The organism is Roseovarius lutimaris, from assembly GCF_900115165.1.
Lineage (GTDB): Bacteria > Pseudomonadota > Alphaproteobacteria > Rhodobacterales > Rhodobacteraceae > Roseovarius > Roseovarius lutimaris.
On record NZ_FOVP01000007.1, the window covers coordinates 143,186 to 167,666 of the forward strand.

At 60.9% G+C, this 24,481-nt stretch carries 23 protein-coding genes; 18 read left to right on the forward strand and 5 right to left on the reverse strand.

Annotation, left to right across the window (positions count from 1 at the left end):
• The first annotated feature begins 83 nt into the window (after nt 1–83).
• The 3 genes from BMZ91_RS07965 (at nt 84) to BMZ91_RS07975 (ending at nt 4,539) form a co-directional block, all read left to right on the forward strand.
• Nucleotides 84–1,169 (forward strand): TRAP transporter substrate-binding protein, encoded by a 1,086-nt coding sequence (locus tag BMZ91_RS07965; protein ID WP_092836732.1) that lies wholly within the window; start codon nt 84–86, stop codon nt 1,167–1,169.
• Nucleotides 1,170–1,276: 107 nt separating this feature from the next.
• Nucleotides 1,277–2,167 (forward strand): TRAP transporter small permease subunit, encoded by an 891-nt coding sequence (locus BMZ91_RS07970; protein WP_092836735.1) that lies wholly within the window; start codon nt 1,277–1,279, stop codon nt 2,165–2,167.
• 14 nt (nt 2,168–2,181) lie between these two features.
• Nucleotides 2,182–4,539 (forward strand): TRAP transporter large permease, encoded by a 2,358-nt coding sequence (locus tag BMZ91_RS07975; protein ID WP_092836738.1) that lies wholly within the window; start codon nt 2,182–2,184, stop codon nt 4,537–4,539.
• 80 nt (nt 4,540–4,619) lie between these two features.
• Here the strand turns inward: BMZ91_RS07975 and BMZ91_RS07980 are convergent, their stop codons facing one another.
• Nucleotides 4,620–6,227 (reverse strand): peptide chain release factor 3, encoded by a 1,608-nt coding sequence (locus BMZ91_RS07980; protein WP_092836741.1) that lies wholly within the window; start codon nt 6,225–6,227, stop codon nt 4,620–4,622.
• 107 nt (nt 6,228–6,334) lie between these two features.
• On the reverse strand, nt 6,335–7,348 hold the full coding sequence (locus tag BMZ91_RS07985) for a Hint domain-containing protein (protein WP_092836744.1): 1,014 nt from the start codon (nt 7,346–7,348) through the stop codon (nt 6,335–6,337).
• A 220-nt stretch (nt 7,349–7,568) separates the two neighbouring features.
• Between BMZ91_RS07985 and BMZ91_RS07990 the strand changes: the two genes are divergently transcribed.
• Nucleotides 7,569–8,348, forward strand: a complete 780-nt coding sequence (locus tag BMZ91_RS07990; RefSeq protein WP_092836747.1) for an SDR family oxidoreductase — start codon at nt 7,569–7,571, stop codon at nt 8,346–8,348.
• Between the two features lie 158 nt (nt 8,349–8,506).
• On the forward strand, nt 8,507–9,877 hold the full coding sequence (locus BMZ91_RS07995; protein ID WP_092836750.1) for an SLC5/6 family protein: 1,371 nt from the start codon (nt 8,507–8,509) through the stop codon (nt 9,875–9,877).
• Between the two features lie 85 nt (nt 9,878–9,962).
• On the opposite strand, the gene ribA is transcribed toward BMZ91_RS07995, so the two are convergent.
• Nucleotides 9,963–11,054 (reverse strand): GTP cyclohydrolase II, encoded by a 1,092-nt coding sequence (ribA, locus tag BMZ91_RS08000; RefSeq protein ID WP_092836753.1) that lies wholly within the window; start codon nt 11,052–11,054, stop codon nt 9,963–9,965.
• A gap of 159 nt (nt 11,055–11,213) precedes the next feature.
• Here ribA and BMZ91_RS08005 point away from each other — a divergent pair, with 159 nt between their 5' ends.
• The 6 genes from BMZ91_RS08005 to BMZ91_RS08030 all read left to right on the forward strand — a co-directional run bounded on the left by BMZ91_RS08005 (nt 11,214) and on the right by BMZ91_RS08030 (nt 15,665).
• Nucleotides 11,214–11,900, forward strand: coding sequence for a response regulator transcription factor (locus tag BMZ91_RS08005; RefSeq protein ID WP_092836893.1), 687 nt, complete (start codon nt 11,214–11,216; stop codon nt 11,898–11,900).
• A 263-nt stretch (nt 11,901–12,163) separates the two neighbouring features.
• Nucleotides 12,164–12,925, forward strand: a complete 762-nt coding sequence (locus tag BMZ91_RS08010; protein WP_092836756.1) for an NYN domain-containing protein — start codon at nt 12,164–12,166, stop codon at nt 12,923–12,925.
• Between the two features lie 112 nt (nt 12,926–13,037).
• Nucleotides 13,038–13,826 (forward strand): exodeoxyribonuclease III, encoded by a 789-nt coding sequence (locus BMZ91_RS08015; RefSeq protein ID WP_092836759.1) that lies wholly within the window; start codon nt 13,038–13,040, stop codon nt 13,824–13,826.
• Between the two features lie 53 nt (nt 13,827–13,879).
• The gene (locus BMZ91_RS08020; RefSeq protein ID WP_092836762.1) at nt 13,880–14,797 is read left to right on the forward strand and encodes a thioredoxin family protein; all 918 of its coding nucleotides are present in this window, start codon (nt 13,880–13,882) and stop codon (nt 14,795–14,797) included.
• Between the two features lie 26 nt (nt 14,798–14,823).
• The gene (locus BMZ91_RS08025) at nt 14,824–15,471 is read left to right on the forward strand and encodes an LON peptidase substrate-binding domain-containing protein (RefSeq protein ID WP_092836765.1); all 648 of its coding nucleotides are present in this window, start codon (nt 14,824–14,826) and stop codon (nt 15,469–15,471) included.
• On the forward strand, nt 15,468–15,665 hold the full coding sequence (locus BMZ91_RS08030) for a Trm112 family protein (RefSeq protein WP_092836768.1): 198 nt from the start codon (nt 15,468–15,470) through the stop codon (nt 15,663–15,665). Before BMZ91_RS08025 ends, BMZ91_RS08030 begins: the two co-directional genes overlap by 4 nt.
• A 22-nt stretch (nt 15,666–15,687) precedes the next feature.
• Here the strand turns inward: BMZ91_RS08030 and BMZ91_RS08035 are convergent, their stop codons facing one another.
• Nucleotides 15,688–16,902: a cytochrome b/b6 domain-containing protein gene (locus tag BMZ91_RS08035; protein WP_092836771.1), complete on the reverse strand. Its 1,215-nt coding sequence runs from the start codon at nt 16,900–16,902 to the stop codon at nt 15,688–15,690.
• Nucleotides 16,903–17,065: 163 nt separating this feature from the next.
• On the opposite strand from BMZ91_RS08035, the gene fabD reads away from it, so the two are divergent.
• From fabD to mltG, 6 genes are all read left to right on the forward strand, one after another.
• Nucleotides 17,066–18,013 (forward strand): ACP S-malonyltransferase, encoded by a 948-nt coding sequence (fabD, locus tag BMZ91_RS08040; RefSeq protein ID WP_092836774.1) that lies wholly within the window; start codon nt 17,066–17,068, stop codon nt 18,011–18,013.
• Between the two features lie 32 nt (nt 18,014–18,045).
• Nucleotides 18,046–18,783, forward strand: a complete 738-nt coding sequence (gene fabG / locus BMZ91_RS08045; protein ID WP_092836777.1) for a 3-oxoacyl-[acyl-carrier-protein] reductase — start codon at nt 18,046–18,048, stop codon at nt 18,781–18,783.
• 496 nt (nt 18,784–19,279) lie between these two features.
• The gene (locus BMZ91_RS08050; RefSeq protein ID WP_092836780.1) at nt 19,280–19,513 is read left to right on the forward strand and encodes an acyl carrier protein; all 234 of its coding nucleotides are present in this window, start codon (nt 19,280–19,282) and stop codon (nt 19,511–19,513) included.
• A 199-nt stretch (nt 19,514–19,712) separates the two neighbouring features.
• Nucleotides 19,713–20,456, forward strand: a complete 744-nt coding sequence (locus tag BMZ91_RS08055) for a 1-(5-phosphoribosyl)-5-[(5-phosphoribosylamino)methylideneamino] imidazole-4-carboxamide isomerase (RefSeq protein ID WP_092836896.1) — start codon at nt 19,713–19,715, stop codon at nt 20,454–20,456.
• A gap of 137 nt (nt 20,457–20,593) precedes the next feature.
• The gene (fabF, locus tag BMZ91_RS08060; protein WP_092836783.1) at nt 20,594–21,853 is read left to right on the forward strand and encodes a beta-ketoacyl-ACP synthase II; all 1,260 of its coding nucleotides are present in this window, start codon (nt 20,594–20,596) and stop codon (nt 21,851–21,853) included.
• Nucleotides 21,853–23,010 (forward strand): endolytic transglycosylase MltG, encoded by a 1,158-nt coding sequence (gene mltG, locus BMZ91_RS08065; RefSeq protein ID WP_092836786.1) that lies wholly within the window; start codon nt 21,853–21,855, stop codon nt 23,008–23,010. The genes fabF and mltG overlap by 1 nt, the downstream gene beginning before the upstream one ends.
• Nucleotides 23,011–23,159: 149 nt before the next feature.
• Here mltG and BMZ91_RS08070 read toward each other — a convergent pair whose 3' ends face one another.
• Nucleotides 23,160–23,498: a TraR/DksA family transcriptional regulator gene (locus BMZ91_RS08070; RefSeq protein ID WP_092836899.1), complete on the reverse strand. Its 339-nt coding sequence runs from the start codon at nt 23,496–23,498 to the stop codon at nt 23,160–23,162.
• Nucleotides 23,499–23,582: 84 nt separating this feature from the next.
• On the opposite strand from BMZ91_RS08070, the gene cysE reads away from it, so the two are divergent.
• Nucleotides 23,583–24,410, forward strand: a complete 828-nt coding sequence (gene cysE, locus BMZ91_RS08075) for a serine O-acetyltransferase (RefSeq protein WP_092836789.1) — start codon at nt 23,583–23,585, stop codon at nt 24,408–24,410.
• Nucleotides 24,411–24,481 lie beyond the last annotated feature (71 nt).

Consider the following 24,481-nt stretch of genomic DNA (forward strand, 5'->3'; position numbering starts at 1 on the left):
TCTAAGGTCGCCCCACTTCAAGTGATCCGCTGAGGGGCCGCAAAGGGCCCCAGGCATCAATATAATGGGGAGGAAAAAACCATATGGATCGTCGTTCGTTTCTGAAAAATACCGCTCTTGGTGGCGGCGCCGCCGTTGCCACATCGGCACTGGCTGCACCGCTTTACGCCCAGGGCAAGCGCACGCTGACCATGGTCACCACATGGGGCCGTGGCCTTGCGGGCGTGTTTGACGCCGCACAGCGTGTTGCCGACAACATCAACGGCATGGCCGATGGCGCGCTGACCATCGACGTCAAAGGGGCTGGTGAACTTGTTGGCGCATTCGAGGTGTTTGACGCCGTGACCGCCGGTCAGGCCGATATGTATCATGGCGCTGATTATTACTTCGTCGGCCAGCACCCGTCCTATGCCTTCTACACCTCGGTGCCTTTCGGCATGACCGCGCAAGAGCTGGTGAATTGGTACTACATGGACGGTGGCGCCGAGCTTCACGACGAGCTTGGCCAGATCTTTGGTCTGAAATCCTTTCTTGCGGGCAATACCGGCGCGCAGGCCGGTGGCTGGTTCTCGAAAGAAATCAACGGTCCGGAAGATTTCAACGGTCTCAAGTTCCGCATGCCCGGTCTTGGCGGCAAAGCCCTTGGGAAACTGGGCGCGAGCGTGCAGAACATCCCCGGCGCCGAGGTTTATCAGGCGCTTGCCAGCGGCGCGATTGACGGCACCGAGTGGATCGGCCCCTGGGCGGATGAAAAGGCCGGCTTTCAGGAAATCACCAAGTTCTACTACACCGCCGGCTTCCACGAGCCGGGCGCGGGTCTGTCGATCGGCATGAACCGCGAAGTCTTTGAAAGCCTGACCCCCGCGCAACAGAAAATGGTCGAAATCGGCTGTGCCGAAGCGCACCAGTGGAACCTGGCGCAATTCCTGTCCAACAACGGTGCGGCGCTTCAGCGTCTGCAATCGAGCGGTGTGAAAACCCTGGAATTCCCCGATAGCGTCTGGAATGCCTTCGGTGAGGCCGCGAATGCGGTGCATCAGGAAAACATGGACGATGAGATCTATAAGCGCACCTACGACAGCTATATGGCGTCGCTGAAATCCTCTTCTGGCTGGATCAAGAAAGCCGATGGCGCCTATACCGCACAGCGTGACCGTGTTCTGGGCTGAGCCCCTCGCGTGATACGGGATATGGCAGGCTCCGGTTGATCCGGGGCCTGTATCCACAGGCAAAACAGGTGACCCGGACCTGACGAACCGGGCAAAGGGGGGAAGAGATGCTGGACGCAATCCTCTGGGTGTTCCAGAACATCGCGATGGCGTTTTACAATCTGGCCTACGCCGTAAGTCATCCACAGCTCTGGCTGGACTGGTCGGACAAACAGGCCATCATGCGGGTCGTCTATTACGGCGGCTCGGTCGAGCTTTTCTTTGTGGCTTTCACGACATTTCTGGTTCTGACCGCGATCGGGATCTGGAAAACGGGCTTTATGTGGGGCCTCGTGCGCGGGCTTGAGGGCTTTGCCAATACGGTCGGCCGCTTTGCCGCCTGGGCGGGGCTCATCATGGTGATCCAGCAGATCATCATCGTCTTTATCCAACGCATCTTTGCGCGCCCTGATCTTGTGATCGGCTTTGGTATCCCGCTTCAGTTCGACGTGAGCTGGTATTCCGAGGAACTCAAGCTTTACAACGCGTTGATCGTCACACTTTGTGCGACTTATACCTTTGTTCAGGGCGGGCATGTGCGGGTTGATCTGATCTATTCCGCGGTGGGGCACAGCACCAAGCGGGTGATCGACATGGTCGGCTCGCTGATCTTCATGATGCCGATGGCGGTGCTGACCTGGATGTATGGCTGGTATTTCATGTGGCGCCACCTGATCGTGCCGAACCCTTCGGCGAGCGACGGGCTTGACCGGCTGTTGATGAAATCGCGCGCCCTGCGCTGGAACGTGGAGACCATCGGCTTTAGCCCGAATGGCTTTAACGGTTATTTCCTGTTCAAGGTGCTGCTGATCTCATTCGCCGGCATGGTGTTCCTGCATGCCATGGCGTTTTTCTGGCGCTCTTATCTGGAATTCAGGGAAGGCCCCGAGAGCGCGAATAAATACCTCGACAAGGACACGCTTGGCGCAGGTGAAGAAGCCTATGAAGGCACACATTAAAGGGGCAGGGCACAATGCTATTCGGACTTGACGGCGTCGAGATCGGCCTGATCATCGTATTTCTTTGCCTCTTCGGGGGTATTCTATCCGGCTTTCCCGTGGCCTTTGCCATTGGCGGGGCCGGGATCATTTCCTTTGGCATCATTGCCGCGCTCGACAGCGGCGGCATCCTGATCCACCAGGCGATCGACACCGGCAGCGAGGCCTATAACGCCCTTCGTGCCAGCGGCGTGCGGGGCGATGCGATATCGGTGTTTCGCTATCCCGACCTGCCACGCATCGCACAGCCCGTTTTTGAACGTGGCTGGGAAGTGGCGCTAGATCGCAACGTGTCTTTCATCGTGAACCGGATCAATGAACGCGTACTTGCGGGCGCTTCGATCGAGACGCTTCTGGCGGTGTTGATGTTCGTGATGATGGGCATCACGCTGGAACGCTCGAAAATCGCCAATGACCTTTTGACCACCATGGCGCGGGTGTTTGGCCCGCTACCCGGTGGCCTGGCCGTATCAGTTGTGGTTGTGGGCGCGTTTCTTGCCGCCTCGACCGGGATCGTGGGCGCCACGGTGGTGACCATGGGCCTCTTGAGCCTGCCGACCATGCTGCGCGCAGGCTATAGCCCGCAGATTGCCACCGGGGTGATTGCCGCCGCCGGCACGCTGGGGCAGATCATTCCGCCCTCTATCGTGATCGTGCTGTTGGGCACGCTGGCGGGTGATCTTTACTCGGTTGCACAGGAAAACCGCGCCCTGTCGGTCGGCTGTAGCGATGCGCTGACCTATCTTGGCGAACCGGCGGTGGTATCGGTAGGCACGCTGTTTCAGGCCGCCCTTTTGCCGGGTATCCTTCTGGCGCTGCTCTATGCGCTCTATGCCTTCGGCTATGCTCTGATGAATCCCTCCAAGGCGCCCGCAGTGCAGATGGCGCCGGGCAACACCGGCGATGTGATCACCCGTAGTGAAAGCTTTACCTGGTTCCTTGGCGTGCCCGTTGCCCTGATAGCGGGGGTCATGCTTTTGTCCTCGCTCGGGGTTGTCGGCTCGCAAAACCTGATCGTCGACAGCTTTACCGATCAGGGCCAGAACGCGTCGCTGCGCACCAATGTGGGGCCTGAGTGTCAGGCGGCGATGATCGAGCTGCACGGTCAGGAGGCCTGGGATATCGCACTGGCCGAAACCGCCGCCATCGACGCCGCTGGCGGGATCGAGCAAAGCGTGCGCCTGAGCCCGGAAGAGATTACCGCGCTGATCGCCGAGAAAGAGGCCGACGCGGCCCCCATCGGTAGCGGTGTGGCGACGATCTTTGTCATTCTCGGGCTCGTCCTGGCAGTGGCGCGGGGTGTCAAACCCTCGGCGACTGCCGCGCCGCTCTTGATCGGCGCACTCGGGATCGTGTTAGGGCTATTGGTGGATATCGCGCTGATTGCCCCGTCAACCAGCGCCGGGGCGACGGTTCTGATGCTGGCGATCCCTCTGGCTCTGGCGCTTTATGGCTGTGCCCATGGCGCCGCCCGCATGGCCCGGAACGAGATCATTCGCGTGGTCTTTCCGCCGCTTGTCCTTATCGTGGCGGTGCTTGGCTCGATCCTGGGCGGGATCACCAACCCGACCCCGGCGGCCGGCCTTGGGGCGGGCGGGGCGATCATGCTCGCGGCCTATCGCAAGCTGCGCGATCAGGACCGCTCTCCCAAGATCATCATTCTGGCCACGCTGGCCGTGGTGGTGGCGATCCTGATGGGCATAAACTTTGATCTGCGCATCAATCAGGACGGCGTCAGTTTCGAATCCTGGGTGGCGTTCTTTGTCGCCTATGCGGCCTATCTCTATGCCGCCTTCGGTCTCTTGTTCGGCTGTTGGGTGCTTTATACCGGCGGGGTTCTGACACCGATCGTGCGCGAGACGGCCAAGGTCACCTCGATGGTGTTCACCATTCTCATCGGCTCGCAACTGCTGAACCTTGTGGTCATAAGCTTTGGCGGCGAGCATTACATTCAGGAATTCCTCAAGAGCTTCGACAACGAGTTCAAGGTTTTCCTGATCGTGATGCTGGTGCTGTTCGTGCTCGGCTTTGTTCTTGATTTCCTTGAGATCATCTACATCGTGATCCCGATTGTCGGCCCGGTGATCTATGGCGGCACCTTTGATCCCAAATGGGTGACGATCATGATCGCGGTGAACCTGCAAACCAGCTTTCTCACGCCGCCATTCGGCTTTGCGCTATTCTATCTGCGCGGGGTGGCGCCCAAGGAGGTCACGACCGGACATATCTATCGCGGTGTGTTCCCCTTTGTGCTTATTCAGGTGGTCGGGCTGGCGATCTTGTGGTTCTTCCCCTCGATCGTCACCATCGTGCCGGCCCTGATGCCAAACTAGGCCGGGCAGGCGATGAAAATACGAAACGCCGGGGTCATTGCCCCGGCGTTTCGCGTCTGTGCCAACTAAAAGGCGCCGCGTTAAACCATCATTTCCTTGGTCGAGGTCAGGGCCACATCCGGATAGTCGCGCGTCACCCGGTCGATATCCCACTGCATCCGCGTGAGATACACAACATCGCCGTCATTATCGCGCGCAATATGCTGTTTATTGGCCTCACAGAATTTATCGACCGCCGCCTTGGGGCCATTGACCCACCGCGCAGAGGTGAATTGCGAATTCTCAAAGCGCACCGGCAGGCCGTATTCCTGCTCGATCCGGCTGGCCAGCACCTCGAATTGCAGCGCGCCGACGACGCCCACGATAAAGCCCGAGCCAAAGGTCGGCTTGAACACCTTGGCGGCGCCTTCTTCGGCGAATTGCATCAGCGCCTTTTCCAGATGCTTGGCCTTCATCGGATCGCCCGCGCGGGCCTGTTGCAACAACTCGGGCGCAAACGACGGAATGCCCGTTACCCGCAGATCCTCGCCCTCGGTCAGGGTGTCGCCGATGCGCAATTGCCCGTGGTTGGGAATGCCGATGATATCGCCAGCCCAGGCCTCTTCGGCAAGCTCGCGGTCAGAGGCGAGAAACAGCACCGGCGCGGTCACGGTCATCGGTTTTTTGGAGCGCACATGCGTGAGCTTCATGCCGCGTTTGAAATGCCCCGAGGCAAGGCGCACAAAGGCGACCCGGTCGCGGTGGCGCGGGTCCATGTTTGCCTGAACCTTGAAGACAAAACCGGTGACCTTGGTTTCTTCCGGGGCAATCGCGCGCGGGGTGGCCTTTTGCACTTGCGGCTCGGGGCCGAAGTCTGCGATCCCGGTCATCAACTCCTTGACCCCGAAGGAATTGATTGCAGAACCAAACCAGATCGGCGTCATATGCCCCTCAAGCACCGATTGTGGGTTGAGGGCGGGCAAAAGCTCTCGCGCCATCGCCACCTCTTCGCGCAGTTGCGCCACGAGGGTGGCGGGCACATGTTCGTCCAGCTTGGGGTCGTCCAGCCCGTTGATCTCGATGGATTGTGCGACCTTGTTGCGATCGGCGCGATCCATAAGCTCAAGCCGGTCATTCAACATGTCATAACAGCCCATGAAATCGCGCCCGACCCCGATCGGCCAGCTGGCCGGGGTCACGTCAATCGCAAGGTTTTCCTGAATTTCGTCAATGATATCGAAGGTATCTCGGCTTTCGCGGTCCATCTTGTTACAGAAGGTCAGGATCGGCAGATCGCGCAACCGGCAGACCTCAAAGAGCTTCTGGGTCTGGCTTTCCACACCCTTGGCGCCGTCAATCACCATCACCGCCGCATCGACCGCCGTCAGCGTGCGATAGGTATCTTCCGAGAAATCCGAGTGACCGGGCGTGTCGACAAGGTTAAAGCGGAAGGGGCCGAAATCAAACGACATCGCCGAGGCCGAGACCGAGATTCCGCGATCCTTTTCCATCTGCATGAAGTCCGAGCGCGTGCGCCGTGCCTCGCCTTTGGCGCGCACCTGGCCGGCCATCTGAATGGCGCCGCCATAAAGAAGAAACTTCTCCGTCAGGGTGGTTTTGCCGGCATCGGGGTGCGAAATGATCGCAAAGGTGCGGCGCCGGGCAATCTCGGCCGGCAGATCGGGGCGGTTTGAGGCGGTGTCTAACATGACCGCGCATATAGAGGGCCAGAGAGAAGGGCGCAATAACGCTGTGGCAGGCGGCCATTTTCTTCGCGAAGAAAATGGACCAGAAAATTCGTCTAATTTTCTGGGGGCTACCGCGTCGAAGCGCGTTTAAGGATTTCTGCCGCGTCGGGATGGTCAAGCAGGGCTTGGCCAACCTCGAATTCCATATGCGCGCGTGCGCTGTGACCGATGCCGCCGGATGTCAGCGCCTCGCCGAGATCGGCCGGCAGTGCGGCGCGCGTGCGCGGATCAACCAGCAGGGTTTCGGCGGCGATGCCTTCGGCATAGATAATCTGATGGGCATCAAACAGAATCTGGAAGTAATCCACAAACCCGCCGGAGTCGCGCAGTACGGTATCGCCGTTCACAAGGTGGCGCGCGCGCACCAGAACCTCGTGACGCCCGGCCCCGAGGGCATCGGAGCGTTGATAGATGAACAATCGGTGATCGGGGCTGACCAATAGGTCGTTTTCGTTATGCAAGGCCCCTGCGCGAATGCGGATCGGGGCGAAATCGCCGACCGCGCGCACCGTCGACTGACCGATCCAGCGGATCGCCTGCGGGCCATCGTCGCGGGTCAGCACCATATCGCCAAGCGCAAGCTCCTCGACCCGGCGCTGTGCGCCCGAGGCCAGCGTGATATGGGTGCCGCGCGAAAAGGATACACAGGCCACCTGCGCAAATTTCTGCAATGCGGTGTCGCGATCCACCCCGACAAGCGCATAGCCTGTCTTCGGCGCCATTTGAGCCAGCGGCATGGCATAGATATCCGCCACATCGCCCGCGCCATCGACCTCGACAAGCACCAGCAATTCGCTGGTGCGGCCGGTGCCCGACATTAGCGTCAGGCAGGAATCAAGGTGCAGGTGAGAGCCGGGCGTACCCAGCTCTGTGTCGGGCGCGAGGATGAACGGCCCGGCCCCGTCAAGCACGAGCGACAGGCGGTACTGTCGCGCCTGCGGGCGCAATTCATAGACATCGTCAAGATCAAGCTCACTGGCGAAGGACAGCGCATCGCCGAGATTGGCGCCGCTCACCACACGCAGATCCACCGCCTGAAAGACAGGAACGGATTGCGCGGGGCGGGGGCTGGTCTTGGTCATGTAAATCGGCCGATATGAAAGGGGTGGGCAGGAAAGGTCCTGTTCTGGGTTATAGCTTAGAATTATGGCAGCATATGGTCAATGAGCGGGAAATCCTGAGCAGTTTCAGCAAGGTAAAGCGGCATCGCGGGGCTCCGTCGACAGCGGGCCTTTGGCAATTGTCTGGCCATTTTAATCCGGGCAGTGTTAATTCCGGGTTGAAACAACAGGGAGGTGCGACATGGACTTGGGGATTAAGGGAAAGCGGGCGCTGGTATGTGCGTCCTCAAAGGGGCTTGGGCTTGGCTGTGCGCGGGCATTGGCCGAGGCGGGGGTGAACCTTGTGATGAACGCCCGCGGCGCCGAGGCGCTTGAGGCCTCTGCGGCGGCGATCCGCGCCGATTACGGTGTCGATGTTGTCACGGTGGCCGCCGATGTCACCACCGAAGAGGGGCGCGCTCGCTTGCTCGCGACCGCGAACGATGTTGATATCCTGGTCAATAACGCCGGTGGCCCGCCGCCAGGCAAGTGGACAGACTGGGAGCGCGAGGATTTCATCAAGGCGCTGGATGCCAACATGCTGACGCCGATTGCCCTTATCAAGGCGCTGGTGCCGGGCATGATGGAGCGCGGCTGGGGTCGGGTGGTCAACATCACCTCGCAATCCGTCAAGGCGCCGATTGCCGTGCTGGGCCTTTCCAACTCTGCGCGCGCCGGGTTAACCGGCTATGTCGCGGGCACCTCGCGCCAGGTCGCGGGCAAGGGTGTGACGATCAACAACATGCTGCCCGGCATTCACGCCACCGACCGCGCGATCTCGCTTGATACGGGCGTGAGCGAAGCACAGGGCATTTCGATGGAAGAGGCCAGGGCGCAACGCTGTGCGGGCATTCCGGCGGGCCGGTATGGCACCCGCGAAGAGTTCGGCGCAACCTGCGCGTTTTTGTGCAGTCAGCACGCCGGCTTTATCGTCGGGCAGAATATCCTGCTGGATGGCGGCGGCGTGAACGCCACGCTTTAAGGGCCGATCAAAATCCTGGCCCGCCCGGATTTCGGGCGGGGCAAAGGCGCAACGGCGAGTCTATTCACAAATCCGTAGGTAGCTCTAATTCGTCTGGTCGCTGTGCGGGGCGGCTGCTAGGCAATTGACAGGCAATCCGCAACGGGGGCGTAATCTTGATGCAAGCGATGGTTATTATGGGGCTTTTCGGGCTTGTGGTTGTCGCCAGCCTTGTGGTGTCGCCGCGTCGCGCCACGATTGAAGGCTTCTTTAGCGGCGCCGGAGAGAACGGGCGCGCACCGGGGTTGATGGTGCTGGTGCTGAGCCAGGTGACCACCTGGATTTTTGCCCGCTCGCTGATGAATTCGGCGATCCTTGGCTATTTCTACGGCATCTGGGGCACGCTGGCCTATGCCGCCTATTATGGCTCTTTCCTGACCGGCGGGTTTATTGTCGGGCGGCTGCGCGCCGGTGGGGCGCGCTCGGTTCAGGACTGGCTCGGCACAAGGTTTGGCGCGCTCGGGGGGGCCTGTTACAACCTGGTGATCGGTCTGCGGCTGTTGTCCGAGGTGTTTGCCAATCTGCTGGTGGTGGGGCTGATCTTTGCCGCCGCCATGCCAGAGGTCGGTTTTGCGCGCGAGGCCTCGATCCTTGTCGTTGCGGTGCTAGGGCTGGCTTATAGCGCCTGGGGCGGGCTAAGTGCGGCGTTGCGCACGGATGTGTTGCAGATGGTTGTCTTTCTCGGGGTGTTTGCGGCGGCCTTTCTGGCGCTTGTGCTTAGCCCCGGTTTTGATCTTGGCGCAGTTCTTACCTCCAAGGGCACCTCGGGATCGTGGAACGGTCAGGTGCTGTTGCTGGTCGCGCTGCTTCAGGTGTTTTCCTACCCGGCGCATGATCCGGTGATGATGGATCGCGGCTTTCTCGCCGATCCGGCGACGACGCGGCGCTCGTTCCTGCATGCCTTCTGGATTTCGACGCTTTGCATCATCGGGTTCGGGTTTTTCGGCATTCAGGCGGCGCTTGTGGGCGCGGAATACGAGGGCCAGCTGATCGGCACTTGGGCGGGCATGTTTCCGCCCTGGCTTTTCGTGGCGCTTCTGGTGTCGTTGTTGATCTCGGCGCTCAGCACGCTGGATTCCGCGCTTGCCAGTGCCGCGCGCCTTGTGGTGGACGAGCTGCGCCTGAGCCCGCGCACCCTTGGCGGCGGGCGTGCCGCGATGGTCGTGTTCATGGTGCTTGGCACGCTTCTGACGCTTTGGGACAATCAGACGCTGTTTGATGCCACCGCCGTGAGCGGCACCGCAAGCATGTTCCTCACACCGGTGCTTGTGGTCGGGCTTGTGATGCGCCGCGAGATTGCGCTCTGGGCCTATGTGCTGGCCTTTGGCGCCGCGCTGCTTGGCGCCGCGGCCTATTTCGCGCGCGAGGCGCCATGGGTGGCGGCGATCCTGCCGGAAGGCCATAAATACGAACAGCTTCTGGCGATTTGCGTGGTCGTGCTGGTGACCGGCTTTGCGGCGGTGATCGCGGGCGCGCGGCGGCGCGCCTGAGGTTTTGACGGGCAGGGGCGCGCTCGTCAGGCCTGACAGCCTGCCTCGCGAGGCACACCGCAAGCTGTGCAGAGCCGCGCGGATGTCAAAGCAAATGCCCTGATTTGGCGGCCTTGGTGGCCAGATAGGCGTGGTTATGGGCGTTCTCGCCCAGTTTGAGCGGGACACGCTCGACCACCTCAATCCCGTTCTGGCACATCATCGCGATCTTGGCGGGGTTATTGGTCAACAGCCGCACCGCCGAAAACCCCATCAGCGTCAGGATCTGCGCGCCGATCCGGAAATCGCGCTCGTCATCCTCAAAGCCAAGCCGGTGGTTGGCCTCGACCGTGTCGAACCCCTGATCCTGAAGCGAATAGGCGCGCATCTTGTTGGCAAGGCCGATCCCGCGCCCCTCCTGATTGAGATACAATAGCACGCCGGCGCCCTCTGCGCCCATCTGCGCAAGCGCGCCGCGCAATTGCGGGCCGCAATCGCATTTCAGGCTGCCCATCAGATCGCCGGTGAAACAGGCCGAATGCAGCCGCGTCAGAACCGCTCTGTCGCGCGGCGGCTGGCCGATCTCGATCGCGTAATGCTCTTCGCCGCCATCCTCGGGGCGAAAGATGTGTAACCGCCCGGCCTCGGAGACATCCAGCGGCAGGCGCGCGCTGACCACCGGGTGCAGCGGGCTTGAGCGCAACAGATGCGCCGCGGCCTCTTCCCCCCTGATCAGCGTCAGACCGTTTTGCGCCGCAAACACGGCCCCGCCCGCAAGGCGCAGCACAAGGGCCGCGGGCAAAAGCCGCGCGGACTTCACAAGCTGCAACGCGATCCGGTGCAAATCGACGGTGCCATCGCGCTCGGTTGCAAGCGGCCCCTTCATCGGGGTCTTGAGGTCATCCGCCGGATCAGCCAGCCCCAGAACCCAGGGCAAACCCGCATCGGGCGGCACGATCACCCGCGCCAGATCGCCGTCATAGGCACGGGCCTTGAGGGTTTCGGCGCGCCGTGCCGTGATTGCCAGAACCGGCGTGCCGCCAAGCGCACGCAGATCGGCCAGACGCTGCGCATCCACCGTTTCCGCCGCCATCACAAGCGCGGCCCCCTCAGGCCCCGAAATCACCACCGGCACCCCCATGCGCAGGTCGCTGCGCGCGCGGGCGATTATTTCGGTGATGTCAGGGGCGAGGGTCATGGCGAAACTTTCCGATAGCAATCAACTGTATGTAGGCGGTTTTGAAATGAATTGAAAGAAACGCTCTCTTGGCAACACTTGGGCGTGATTGTTGTGTTGCAAACCTTGCCGCTGCGCGCCTTGTCTATCATGTTCTCACAAAGAACGAGGAAAAGCAAAATGGCACAAGTCAAAAAGATTCTGTTGGTGGATGACGACGACGACCTGCGCGAGGCGTTGGGCGAGCAATTGATCATGACCGAGGATTTCGATGTGTTCGAGGCCGCGAGCGGCGCGGATGCGATGACCAAGATCAAGGACTTGATCTATGATCTGGTCATTCTCGATGTGGGTCTGCCCGATACCGACGGGCGCGAGCTGTGCCGTCTGATGCGCAAGCAGGGGGTCAAGGCGCCGGTGATGATGCTGACCGGGCATGACGGCGATGCCGATACCATCCTCGGCCTTGATGCGGGGGCCAACGACTATATCACAAAGCCGTTCAAGTTTCCCGTGCTTCTGGCGCGTATCCGCGCACAGCTGCGCCAGCACGAGCAATCCGAGGACGCGGTGTTTCAGCTTGGACCCTATACCTTCAAGCCGGCCATGAAGATGCTGATCACCGAGGATGAGCGCAAAGTGCGCCTGACCGAGAAAGAGACCAATATCCTGAAATACCTCTATCGCTCGACAGAGGGCGTGGTGGCGCGCGACATCCTGTTGCACGAGGTCTGGGGGTACAATGCGGGGGTCACCACCCACACGCTTGAGACCCACATTTATCGCCTGCGCCAGAAGATCGAGCCCGATCCTGGCAATGCGCGCCTGCTTGTCACGGAATCCGGCGGCTATCGTCTGGTGCTCTGAGCGCGGCCTAAGATCAAAGTAGTATGCACAAGTCATGTTTATGTGCTACTATACGTTGTATGTGCGGTAACGCATATACCTCCCTGTTGGACTACCCCGGCCAGTGTGCCGGGGTATTTTTTTATGTGAGCCTCTTTTCCTAGATAAAGTTTCGCGCCGATTTCTGGGGTGAAAGACACCGCATTTGCGGAGCCCTCAAATGTCTGTCGAACTCTCTTTAATCTGTCAAAATATCGCCCCAATCCGCTCATAGCCTGCGGTCTATGGCAGATGGAAATTGGAAGATTGGCCCGTCGATTGAACGCGTTGCGGTTCTGGTGGATGGCGACAACATAAACGCAATGCATGCCGAGCAGGTTCGTTGCGCGGGGCGGCGGCTTGGCCGGGTCGATGTTACGCGGGTTTATGCGGCTGCGAATATCAAGTCGGATTGGCTGACCACACCGGGGTATCGCGTCATGCATGCGGGCTCCGGCAAGAATGCCGCCGACATTCTGTTGTGCATTGACGCGATGGAACTTGCGCTGACCAGTGGGATTGAGAATTTTGTGATCGCAACATCGGATGGCGATTTTAGCCATGTGGCGCAGCGCCTGCGCGAAAGGGGGCTGCATGTGCATGGAATGGGCGAGGCAAAATCACCCCAAAGTTTTCGTCTGGCCTGTACCACTTTCACCGTTCTGAAAACAGCGCGGTGCAGCGTCGCGACACCCGTCGCCAAACCACCGACACCTGTCGCAAAGCCACCCGCGCCGGTGGCGAAATCATCGCAGCCAGATGTGAGTGAGCTTGACCGCAACATCAAGGCCATGATCGCCTGCCATAGTGTGAAAGGGGGCGGCATGCGGCTTCAAGATCTTGCACTCAAAATGTGTCAAGCACATGGTACGCGGATCAGCACGCTGTCGGAAAAAAATTGGCGGGCTTACCTGGCCAAACGCCCCAACCTCTATGTCCTTGACCCACGCGGTCCCAACGCAACCGTCCGGCTTCACAGCAAAGCCTTCGCCTCGGCCTCGGCCTAGGGCAGGGCACCCGTCGCCGACCCCACTTTTTCACCGCCCCCCGTCGTTCCGGCTGGTGCCTTGGCGCGCATCGCTTTAGGGTCTGGCGCGACACCGGAACAGGAGACGCGGCATGGCTTTCACGATTGCAACATGGAACATCAATTCGGTCCGCCTGCGCGAAGGGCTTGTCTCGCGGTTGTTGCGCGAAGAGGCGCCCGATGTCCTGTGCCTTCAGGAATGCAAGAGCCCGGTCGAGAAAATGCCGCTGGAGAGCTTTGCCGCTCTTGGCTATGGACACGTCGTTGCGCGCGGGCAAAAGGGCTATAACGGGGTTGCGATCCTGTCGAAACTGCCGATTGAGGATGCGGGCGACAAGGATTTCGCGGGCCTCGGCCATGCCCGCCATGTGGCCGCGCGGCTTGAAAACGGTGTCACGATCCACAATTTCTATGTGCCCGCAGGCGGCGATATCCCGGATCGCGACAAGAACGAGAAATTTGGCCAGAAGCTCGATTACCTCACTGAAATGCGCGACTGGTTCCGCGACAGCCGCCCGGAAAAATCCATTCTGGTCGGCGATCTCAACATTGCCCCGCGCGAAGACGATGTCTGGAGCCACAAGAAACTTTTGAAGATCGTCAGCCACACCCCGATCGAGGTCGAGCATTTCCATGATGTGATGGAGGCCGGCGGCTGGGGCGATGTGACCCGCTCCGATATTCCCGAGGGGCTGCTCTATAGCTGGTGGTCGTATCGCGCCAAGGACTGGTCGGCGGCGGACAAGGGGCGGCGGCTTGATCATGTCTGGGCCTCGGGCGATATCGCCGCCGCGGCCCATTCAAGCTGCATCCTGCGCGATGTGCGCGGATGGGAAGGCCCAAGCGACCACGCCCCGGTTTTTGCAACATTTGATCTTTGAAAACGACGCAGGCTTGCTCATATAGGGGGCAAGCGAATGGAAGGAAGACAGTGATGATTGAGCTTGGCCAATCCCAAAATGCCCCGGCGGCGGGCGACCTGATCAAGGACGTCTCCGAGGCCGATTTCATGACCGAGGTTGTTGAAGCCTCCCAGACCGTGCCGGTGATCGTTGATTTCTGGGCACCCTGGTGTGGCCCTTGCAAAACCCTTGGACCGGCGCTTGAGGCGGCGGTGACAAAGGCCAAGGGTGCCGTGAAGATGGCCAAGGTCAACGTCGATGAAAACCAGATGATCGCGGGCCAGTTGCGGGTGCAATCCATCCCGACGGTCTATGCCTTCTGGCAGGGCCAGCCGGTTGACGGCTTTCAGGGCGCTGTGCCACCCTCCGAGATTGACGCCTTCGTGGCGCGTGTGATCGCGGCGGGCGGCGGCGCCGCCGATGGCGGGCTTGACGAGGCGCTTGATGCGGCCGACGAGATGCTGGAAGCGGGCGCTGCGGCCGATGCAGAGCAAACCTATGCGGCCATTGCTCAGGAAGATCCCAACAATACGCGCGCCTACGCCGGCATGGCGCGGGCGCATGTTGCCTTGGGCGATCTTGATCAGGCCGAGGCGATCCTGAACGGCGCCCCGGCCGAAATCGCCACCGCCCCCGAGCTTGAGGCGGTGCATGCCCAGATCGCCCTTGCGCGTCAGGCCGCAGATGCTGGCCCTGTCGCCGAATTGCGCGCCGCCGTTGACGCCGACCCAAGCGATCATCAGGCGCGCTTTGACCTTGCGCAGGCGCTTTATGCCAATGACGAGGCAGAAGAGGCGGTTGACCAATTGCTGGAGATTTTCCGCGCCGATCGCGAATGGAATGACGGGGCCGCCAAGGCCCAGCTTTTCACCATTTTCGAGGCGCTCAAGCCCAACGACCCGATTGTCCTGAACGGGCGGCGAAAATTGAGCTCGATGATATTTGCCTGAGGCATTTGCCGGGCTAGGTAAGGTGCATGACAAAAAACGTCGATCTGCCTGAGATTATTCCGGTTTTCCCCCTGCCGGGCGCGCTGCTCTTGCCGCGCTCGCGCTTGCCGTTACACCTGTTCGAGCCGCGCTATCTGGCGATGCTTGAGGATGCGATCAAAACGCCCACGCGGCTGATCGGGATGGTTCAGCCGAACCGCATTCCAGGGCGCGAAGAGGGGACCGGCCTTCATACCATCGGCTGTGTCGGACGGGTGACGCAGTTTTCCGAAACCGAAGACGGGCGGTATATGATCACGCTTACCGGACAATCGCGGTTTCGCCTTTTGGAAGAGGTCGAGGGGTTCATGCCCTACCGGCGTGCCAAGGTGTCATGGGCCGGGTTCGAGCGTGACATGGGACCGGAGGATGAAGACCGCTATTTTGACCGCGACGCCTTCATGAACCTGTTGGCGCGCTACTTTTCCGCGCGCGAGCTTCAGACCGACTGGGAGTCTTTGAAAGAGGCCGAAGACGAGCTTTTGATCAATTCGCTGTCGATGCTTCTTGGGTTTGAGCCCGAGGACAAGCAGGCCCTGCTTGAGGCGCCATCGCTCAGCACCCGGCGCGAAACGCTCGTCACGTTGATTGAATATGCGCTGCGCGGCGGCGACAGTGAGGATATCATGCAATGACCGACACAATTGAGCCAACACCCGCCTTTGACCGGCGCATGCTTGAGGCCCTGATTTGTCCGCAGACCCACCAGACCCTGCGCTATGACGCAGAGCGCCAGGAACTGATAAGCAAGGGCGCGGGTCTGGCCTTTCCCATACGCAACGGTATCCCGGTGATGCTGTTGGATGAGGCGCGCAGGATCGACGACTGACGCGCCGGGGCGGCGCGCCCGCTCAGGGCGCGCGGCTGGCGGTCAGATCGACCTTGATATCAACGCCAAAGCCAAGCGAGTTGGGATCGGTCATGCCGGTGCCAATATCAAATTCACGCCGATCCACCGACAGGCCGCCGCTCACGGTGGCGGTGTCGCCCTCGATCACAAGGTCAAAAGGCATCTCGACCGGCACCGATTGGTCGCGAATGGTAAGCGTGCCGCGCGCCACATGGCCCTGATCGGTCTTGATCAGATCGGCGCTGAATTGCGCGGTCGGAAAGCTGCTGACATTGAAATAATCCGGCCCCATCGCCTGTTTGGTGACCGAGCCAAGCGAGAGCGACTCGATGGCGATGGTGACCTCGACAGAGCCGTGCTTGCCGCTCGCATCGCCGGTTTCGTCATAGGTGATGTCGGCGGTCCAATCGGCAAAGCTTCCCTGCACCGATGATCCCATCTGTTGCACGGTGACCTGCAATTGGCCGTCCTGCACGCTCCAGTCGCTTTCGACCTGGGCAAGGCCGGTGGCCTGTGCGTTCTCGCCCGCAGCAAACCAGCCAAGCATGCCGGCCCCGCCAAGCGCCGCCAGCCAGACCGCAAGCGCGGTGACAAAGGGCAACAGATGACCGGGCTGGCGCGTCGTGGGCTGACCGGGGGCATGGCCCGGCAGCATCCGGCGCAGCGTGGCATCGCGATCCAGCAGATGATGCTTGAGCGCGCCCGCAACATGCGCGCCAATCGCGCCGATCAGCACCCATTGCAGGATATAATGCAGCGTGCTGGCAAGCGCCGACAGTGTCTCGGATTTCGGCACCAGCGGCAGGGTCTGACCAAAGGGCCACCAGATTGGCGCAAAACCAGAGGTCGCCGCGTGATGCACCCAACCCGAAAGCGGGACCAGCACAAGCGAGCCATAAAGCAGCCAATGCACGGTTTCCGCCGCCCAGGCCTCGGCCCATTTGTCGCCATTGAGCAGCCCCGGCTTGGGCTGGCTGATCGCCCAGGTGATGCGCGCGAGGGCCACGAAAAATATCGCCACGCCAATGGTTTTATGCAGCGAAAACAAAAACGCGGTGCGATTGATCAGGGTCTCGGTCGGGGCGATCTGAACCTCATGTGCAAGATCGCTTGCGATAAGGCCAAGCGGGATGTTGGACAGGATCAAGAGCGCAATCAGCCAATGAAAGGTTTTGGTCACACTGCCGTAGGTGCTGGCCGAGTTGGTAAGTGGCATCGCGCTGTTCCTTGTGGTTGCGCGCCCAATCTAGCCAAATGCACGCGCGGGGCAATCACATCTGGCGCACAGGCCCCGTGCGGCCCTGCGATATATCCGAAGGGCGTTGCCATAACCGGCCCGGCGCGGTATCCGGGGGCAGTTTCAGGGAGGCATAAAGCATATGAACCGAGCATTCGTATTTCCCGGGCAGGGGGCACAGACCATCGGCATGGGGCAGGCATTGGCCGAGGCCTATCCGGCGGCGCGGGCGGTTTTCGACGAGGTCGATGAGGCGCTTGGCGAAAAGCTGTCGGCGCTGATCTGGGAGGGCGAACAGGACAGGCTGACCCTCACAGAGAACGCCCAGCCGGCCCTGATGGCAACCTCACTTGCGGCGCTGCGCGCGCTTGAGGCGGAGGGCGTCGAGATTGCACAGGCGGCTGGATTTGTGGCCGGGCATTCGCTTGGGGAATATTCGGCCCTTGCGGCGGCTGGCGCGCTCAGCATTGCCGATACGGCGCGGCTCTTGCGTATTCGCGGGCGCGCCATGCAAAAGGCGGTGCCGGTCGGGGTTGGCGCGATGGCCGCCATTCTTGGGCTTGATTATGATACCGCGCGCGCCCTGGCCGAAGAGGCCGCGCAAGGCGAGGTCTGTCAGGCCGCCAATGACAATGACCCCGGTCAGGTCGTGGTCTCGGGCCACAAGGCGGCGGTCGAGCGCGCGGTTGAACTGGCCAAGGCCAAAGGCGCCAAACGCGCGCTGCTGTTGCCGGTCAGCGCGCCGTTTCATTGCGCCCTGATGGCCCCCGCCGCCGAGGAAATGGCCGCAGCCCTGGCCGAGGTCAGCTTTGCTATGCCGGTGGTGCCGCTGGTGGCCAATGTGCGCGCGAGCGCCGTGCAGGAGCCCGATGACATTCGCGCCCTGCTGGTCGAGCAGGTGACCGGCGCGGTCCGCTGGCGGGAATCGGTGCTTTACATGGCCGCCGAGGGCGTCACCGAAGCCTGGGAAATCGGCGCAGGCAAGGCGCTCTCGGGGATGATCCGGCGGATTGACCGCGACATGGCCTGCCGCGCGGTCGGCACCCCGGATGACGTCACGGCCGCCGCAGAGGCGTTTGCAGGCACCTGATCCACCAGAATTTTATTAAGAAAGGACCATAGATGTTTGATCTGACAGGAAAATCCGCACTGGTGACTGGCGCATCCGGTGGCATTGGCGCCGCGATTGCCCGCGTGCTCCACGGTGCGGGGGCAACCGTTGGCCTGAGCGGCACGCGGGTTGAGCCGCTTGAGGCTTTGGCCGCCGAACTTGGTGAGCGCGCCCATGTTCTGCCCTGCAATCTTGGCGACAAAGACGCGGTCGAGGCCCTTCCCAAAACCGCCATCGCCGCGATGGGCAGCCTTGATATCCTGGTCAACAATGCCGGGATCACCCGCGATCAGCTTTTCATGCGGATGTCGGACGAGGACTGGCATGATGTGATCGACGTCAACCTGACGGCGGCGATGCGTCTGTGTCGTGGGGCGGTGCGCCCGATGATGAAATCCCGCTGGGGCCGAATCATCAATATCGGTTCGATCGTGGGCACGAGCGGCAACCCCGGACAGGTGAATTATGCCGCTGCCAAGGCCGGTCTGGTCGGCATGACCAAATCCATCGCCTATGAGGTTGCGAGCCGCGGGATCACGGCCAATGTGGTCTCGCCGGGCTTTATCGCCACGCCGATGACGGACAAGCTGAGCGATGAGCAGAAAGCGGCAATCAATACGCAAATTCCCGCCGCGCGCATGGGCACGCCGGATGAGATTGCAGCAGCCGTGCTTTATCTTGCCAGCGCCGAGGCGGGCTATGTCACCGGCACCACATTGCATGTGAATGGCGGCATGGCGATGATCTAAACCGGATCCGGCTGGCGGGTTCAAATTGAGCGCTTCCGCGCACTTGATTTGCGAAAATGGAAAGGCGACGCTCTTGTCTCGAAGGGCGCGCCTTTTTGCCCGGAGAGGAATTTGAGTATTTGTGGAACGGTGAAAGCCCAGTTGCGCGTGGCGTGAGTCTGAGCCCCCGTGAGATCGCGCCTGGCGCGTCCGGGACTGGCCGGGATGTCGCGAGGAGAATCAGGTGATGGGATGTGCGGGAGGCTGTGAAATCGACAGGTCGGCCGTTCCCTGGTCTTGCCCGGCGGGATATCTTGGGGTTGTGAAAGCATTTGCCAACGCCGCGCCATGTGCTATAGGCGGCGCAGAATTACCGGAGGAACAAGCGGATTCCCCCGGTGGGCCGCAGTTTGCGGGTAGTCGAGAGCCGCCCGCTGGGGCACTATCAAAGCCGCTCCCTGATTTATCGGGGGCATAAAACGGGCAAGAGTGCCCATGAAACGATGAGGATTATGACATGAGCGATATCGCAGACCGCGTTAAAAAGATCGTTGTGGAACACCTGGGCGTTGAAGAGGACAAGGTTGTCGAAAAAGCCTCGTTCATCGACGATCTTGGCGCAGACAGCCTGGACACGGTCGAACTGGTCATGGCCTTCGAAGAGGAATTCGGCATCGAGATCCCTGACGATGCTGCCGATACGATCCAAACCTTTGGCGACGCAGTGAAGTTTATCAGCGAAGCGTCCTGAGTTTTTCGCCATGTGCGAGGAAAGGCCCTGCCATCCGGCGGGGCCTTTTGCGTTTTATCGGGCATGTTTCGCTTTGGTTGGATCGCCGCGAAAGGCCCATATGATGCCGATTTGAGACAAGTCATTGTGCCTCTCGACAGGCACAATTGATTTCGTCCGGTACAACAGCCGGGGGTTTGACCTTGAAAAGGGCGCGATGATGATCCTCTATCCGACGTTGGAAATTCTGAACGGTAAATGCGTTAGCCTGACGCGTGGACGGCTGGACGAGCCGGTGATCTGGCATGTGGATCCGGTCGAGACGGCCCGCAGCTTTGCGGCGGCCGGGGCGGACTGGATGCATCTGACGGATATGAATGGGCTGCGTGGCGAGGGCGGTAACGATGATTTGATCGCCGAGATCATTCGCGCGGCAGGCATTCCCGTGCAACTCGGCGGTGGCTTTCGCTCGCGCGAGGCGGTCAGCCGCTGGATAGACAAAGGTGCGGGGCGCATCGTTCTTGGTACCCTGGCGGTGCATGACCCCGCGGCCGTAAAGGAACTTGCCAAGTATCACCCGGATCAGATCGTTGTCGCCGTGGATATCTTTCAGGGGCAGATGATGACCGACGGTTGGCGCAGTTCAAGTGCGATAAGCCCGGAGACCTTTATTCAGGCCTTTGACGGCGTGCCACTTGCGGGGATCATCGTGACCGATATTGACGCCGATATCGAGGATAGCGATGGCAGCCTCGGGGTGATTTCGGGGCTTGCGGCCAAAACCCGTTTGCCGGTTATCGCCCGTGGCACGGTGCGCACAGCGGATGATGTGTCGCGGCTGAAGTATATGCCCAATATTGCCGGTACATTGATTGGCCGCGCGCTTTTGGCCAAGGATGTCGATCTTGGCGCCGCGCTTGCGCTTGCGCGTGCGGTATCAGAACCGACGGCACCGTTCGCATAGACCGACAGGGCCGGGTGACGTAGCCGCAACCCCGGAAAACTCGGCATGCTGCCGCGTAGCAATGCGCGCGGCTCTTGCCCCCCGGGGGTAAGCCGGGGTAAGAGCTTTTGAAGAATAAGCACTGAAAGGGCAGCATTATGCGGCGTGTCGTTGTCACCGGTCTGGGTTTGGTTACCCCGCTTGCATCCGGGGTTGAAGAAAGCTGGAAGCGTCTTCTGGACGGGCAGTCAGGTGCGGGCACCATTACCCGATTTGATCCCTGTAACGTGCTGACCACCTACGCCTGTGAGGTGCCGCTTGGCGATGGCAGCGATGGCACCTTCAATGCCGATCATTACATGCAGCCCAAGGAACGCCGCAAAGTCGGCGATTTCATTCTCTACGGTGTGGCGGCTGCCCAGCAGGCGGTGGAAGATGCCGGTTGGATGCCCGAGGATGAGGAAAGCCGCGCGCGTACCGGCGTGATGATGGGATCGGGCATTGGCGGGCTGAGCTCGATCGAAGAGACCACGCTTGTGATCCGCGACAAGGGCGCGCGTCGGGTGTCGCCGTTTTTCATCACCAGCGCGCTGATCAACCTGATCAGTGGACAGGTCAGCATCCGTCACGGTTTCAAGGGGCCGAACCACGCGGTTGTCACGGCCTGCGCAAGCGGGGCGCATGCGATTGGCGATGCGGCACGGCTGATCATGTTCGACGATGCGGATGTGATGCTTGCCGGTGGCGCCGAGGCGGCGATCTGCGAGATTGGTATTGCCGGGTTCAACGCCTGCAAGGCCCTGTCGACCAAACGGGCCGATAACCCAAAGGCCGCCAGCCGCCCCTATGACGCGGACCGTGATGGTTTCGTGATGGGCGAAGGGGCCGGTGTGGTGGTTTTGGAAGAGCTTGAACATGCCAAGGCACGCGGCGCCAAGATCTATGCCGAGGTGCTGGGCTATGGCCTGTCCGGCGATGCCCATCACATCACGGCACCTGCCGAGGATGGCGATGGCGGCTATCGCGCGATGAAATCGGCGCTCAAGCATTCCGGCCTTGAACCAGGGGATGTGGATTACATCAATGCCCATGGCACAAGCACGATGGCCGACACGATCGAGCTTGGGGCGGTAGAGCGGCTCTTGGGCAATGCCGCGGCCAAGACCTCAATGAGTTCGACCAAATCGGCCACCGGGCATCTGTTGGGGGCGGCAGGCGCGGTCGAGGCGGTTTTCTCGATCCTGGCGCTGCGGGATCAGGTGGTGCCGCCGACGATCAACCTGGACAATCAGGCGGTGGATACCCCGCTTGATCTGGTGCCGAATGTCAAACGCGAGCGTGAGGTGAATGTGGTCATGTCCAACAGCTTTGGCTTTGGTGGGACCAATGCCTCGGTCTGTTTCGGGAAACTGCGCTGATGTGGCGGCATATCGCCTCGAATTTCCTTACGCTTCTGGTTGTTATCGTCTTTCTGCTTGGGGGCATGATCCTCTGGGGCCAAAAGGAATACGGCACCAGTGGCCCTCTGAGCGAGGCGATGTGCCTCCGGGTTGAACCCGGTAGCACGATGCGACGCATTTCGCGTCGTCTGGAAGATGAGGGCGCGATTGCCAGCGGGACGATCTTTCGTATCGGCGCGGAATATGGCGACAAGAGCGATGACCTCAAGGCCGGCAGCTGGCTCATCCCCGAAGGCGCCAGCATGGCGCAGATCACCGAGATCATAACCCGTGGCGGCGCCAGCAGCTGTGGCACAGAGGTGGTCTATCGCATCGGTATCACCAACGCCGAGGTGGTGGTGCGCGAGCTTGACACCGGCACCGGGCGCTACGAGGAAAAGATCTCGTTTGATCCGGGAGTCGACGAGGCGCGCCCCGATCTTTTCACCCGCGTGCGCGGCCAGGCCGACACCCGCTATCGCATTGCGCTTGCCGAAGGCGTGACAAGCTGGCAGGTGGTCGAAGAACTGAAATCCGTCGATGTGCTTGAGGGCACAGTCGAGGAAATGCCCGCAGAAGGCTCGCTCGCGCCCGATAGCTATGAGGTGCGTGCAGGCGACACCCGCGAGAGCGTCATCGCCCGCATGCGCGCGGCGCAGGATATTATCCTTGCCGAGGCCTGGCAAAATCGCGCCGAGGACGTGCCGCTTGCAAGTGCCGATGAGGCGTTGATCCTTGCCTCGATCATCGAAAAGGAAACCGGCGTTTCCGAAGAGCGCCGACAAGTGGCCAGCGTTTTTACCAACCGCCTCAAGCGGGGCATGAGGCTGCAAACTGACCCGACGGTGATTTATGGTGTGACCAAGGGGCAGGGAATTCTGGGCCGTGGTCTGCGCCAAAGTGAATTGCGCGCCGCGACGCCCTGGAACACCTATGTGATCGACGCCCTGCCGCCGACCCCGATCGCAAATCCGGGCCGCGCCAGTATTGAGGCGGCGGTCAATCCAGACAGCACAGATTACATCTTCTTCGTGGCCGATGGAACCGGCGGACACGCCTTTGCCCGAACCCTGGAAGAGCATAATCGTAACGTCGCAAAATGGCGCGAAATCGAAGCAGAGCGCGCGGCCAACTAGAAGGGCCTGCGCGCGGTGGCCACCGTGGATTGAGTATTTATGGAAAGATGAAAGCCGGATGCCACGCTCTGGTTTCTTCTGGCCGTAAATATCCCCGCCGGAGGCTCCCCCGGCCGAAACGGAGTGCAGGGATTTGGGGCAGGTGCGCCTTAGCCATTGGCGCATGAAATACAGCGCGTCGCGGCCGGGTCAAGCACCAGACGGGCCTGGGCAATATCGTCGCCACAATCTTCGCAATAGCCGAAATCTCCCTCATCCATGCGCCGCAAAGCCATTTCAAGCCGGGTTTTGAGGGTCTGGCGGCGCATATGGCTGGCCTTGGCCATGGCCTGATTTTGCAGCGCGTCCATCCGGCTCAGCCGACCCACCGCCTGTTGATCAAGCTCGACTGTGGCCTGCCCCGAGTGACCAAGCGCATCCTCTTTTGCCAGGTCGATCAACAGGGCCTTGATCCGGGTGCGAAATTGGCTCTGGTCGTTCTCATTCATTTTGCTTATCCCCCCGATCACGCCTTTGCATTTCACTGATCCTGCCTATCTGTTACACTCGACCCAATCCAGAGGAGCATACACGTGGCGAAAACACATTCAAAACTGGCGGAGCTTGATCCGGTCTGGGCTCGGATTGCGTCCGAGGCGAAACAGGCGATTGCCGATGAGCCGCTCCTGGGCGGGCTGATCCATTCAAGTGTTCTGCACCATGATACCTTCGAATCGGCGCTGGCCTATCGGATTTCTCTCAAGCTGACCTCGAATGAAATGCCCGAACAGATTCTGCGGGAGATTTGCGACAAGGCGCTTGGCTCTGATCCTGACATCGGGCTTGCGGCACGTGCCGATATCGTTGCGGTGAATGATCGCGATCCGGCCTGTGACCGCTTTATTCTGCCGCTGTTGTTCTTCAAGGGCTTTCAGGCGGTGCAGGCCTACCGCATCGCCCATTGGCTCTGGACCTCCGGCCGTCGTGATCTGGCGCGGTTCTTTCAGATGCGCGCCTCTGAGGTGTTTGGCGTCGATATTCACCCCGCCGCGCGGATCGGCAAGGGCATCATGATCGACCATGCCCATTCCATCGTGATCGGCGAAACGGCAGTTGTCGGTGACAATGTCTCGATGCTGCATTCGGTGACCCTTGGCGGCACCGGTAAGGAAGAAGAGGACCGCCATCCCAAGATCGGCAATGGCGTTCTGATTGGTGCCGGGGCCAAGGTGCTTGGCAATATCCTCGTCGGCAATTGTAGCCGCATCGCCGCCGGTTCGGTGGTGCTGGAAGAGGTGCCGCCCTGCAAGACGGTGGCGGGGGTGCCTGCGCGCATTGTCGGCGAGGCGGGCTGTTCACAACCCTCTGTCAGCATGAACCAGCTTTTGGGTGTACGCGGCGAGGAAAATGGCGCCGATTGATCCGGCGTTTTCGACATTGCAGGACAAATTACGCCCCCGGATGGAGTGTTTCCAGCCGGGGGCGGTGTTGT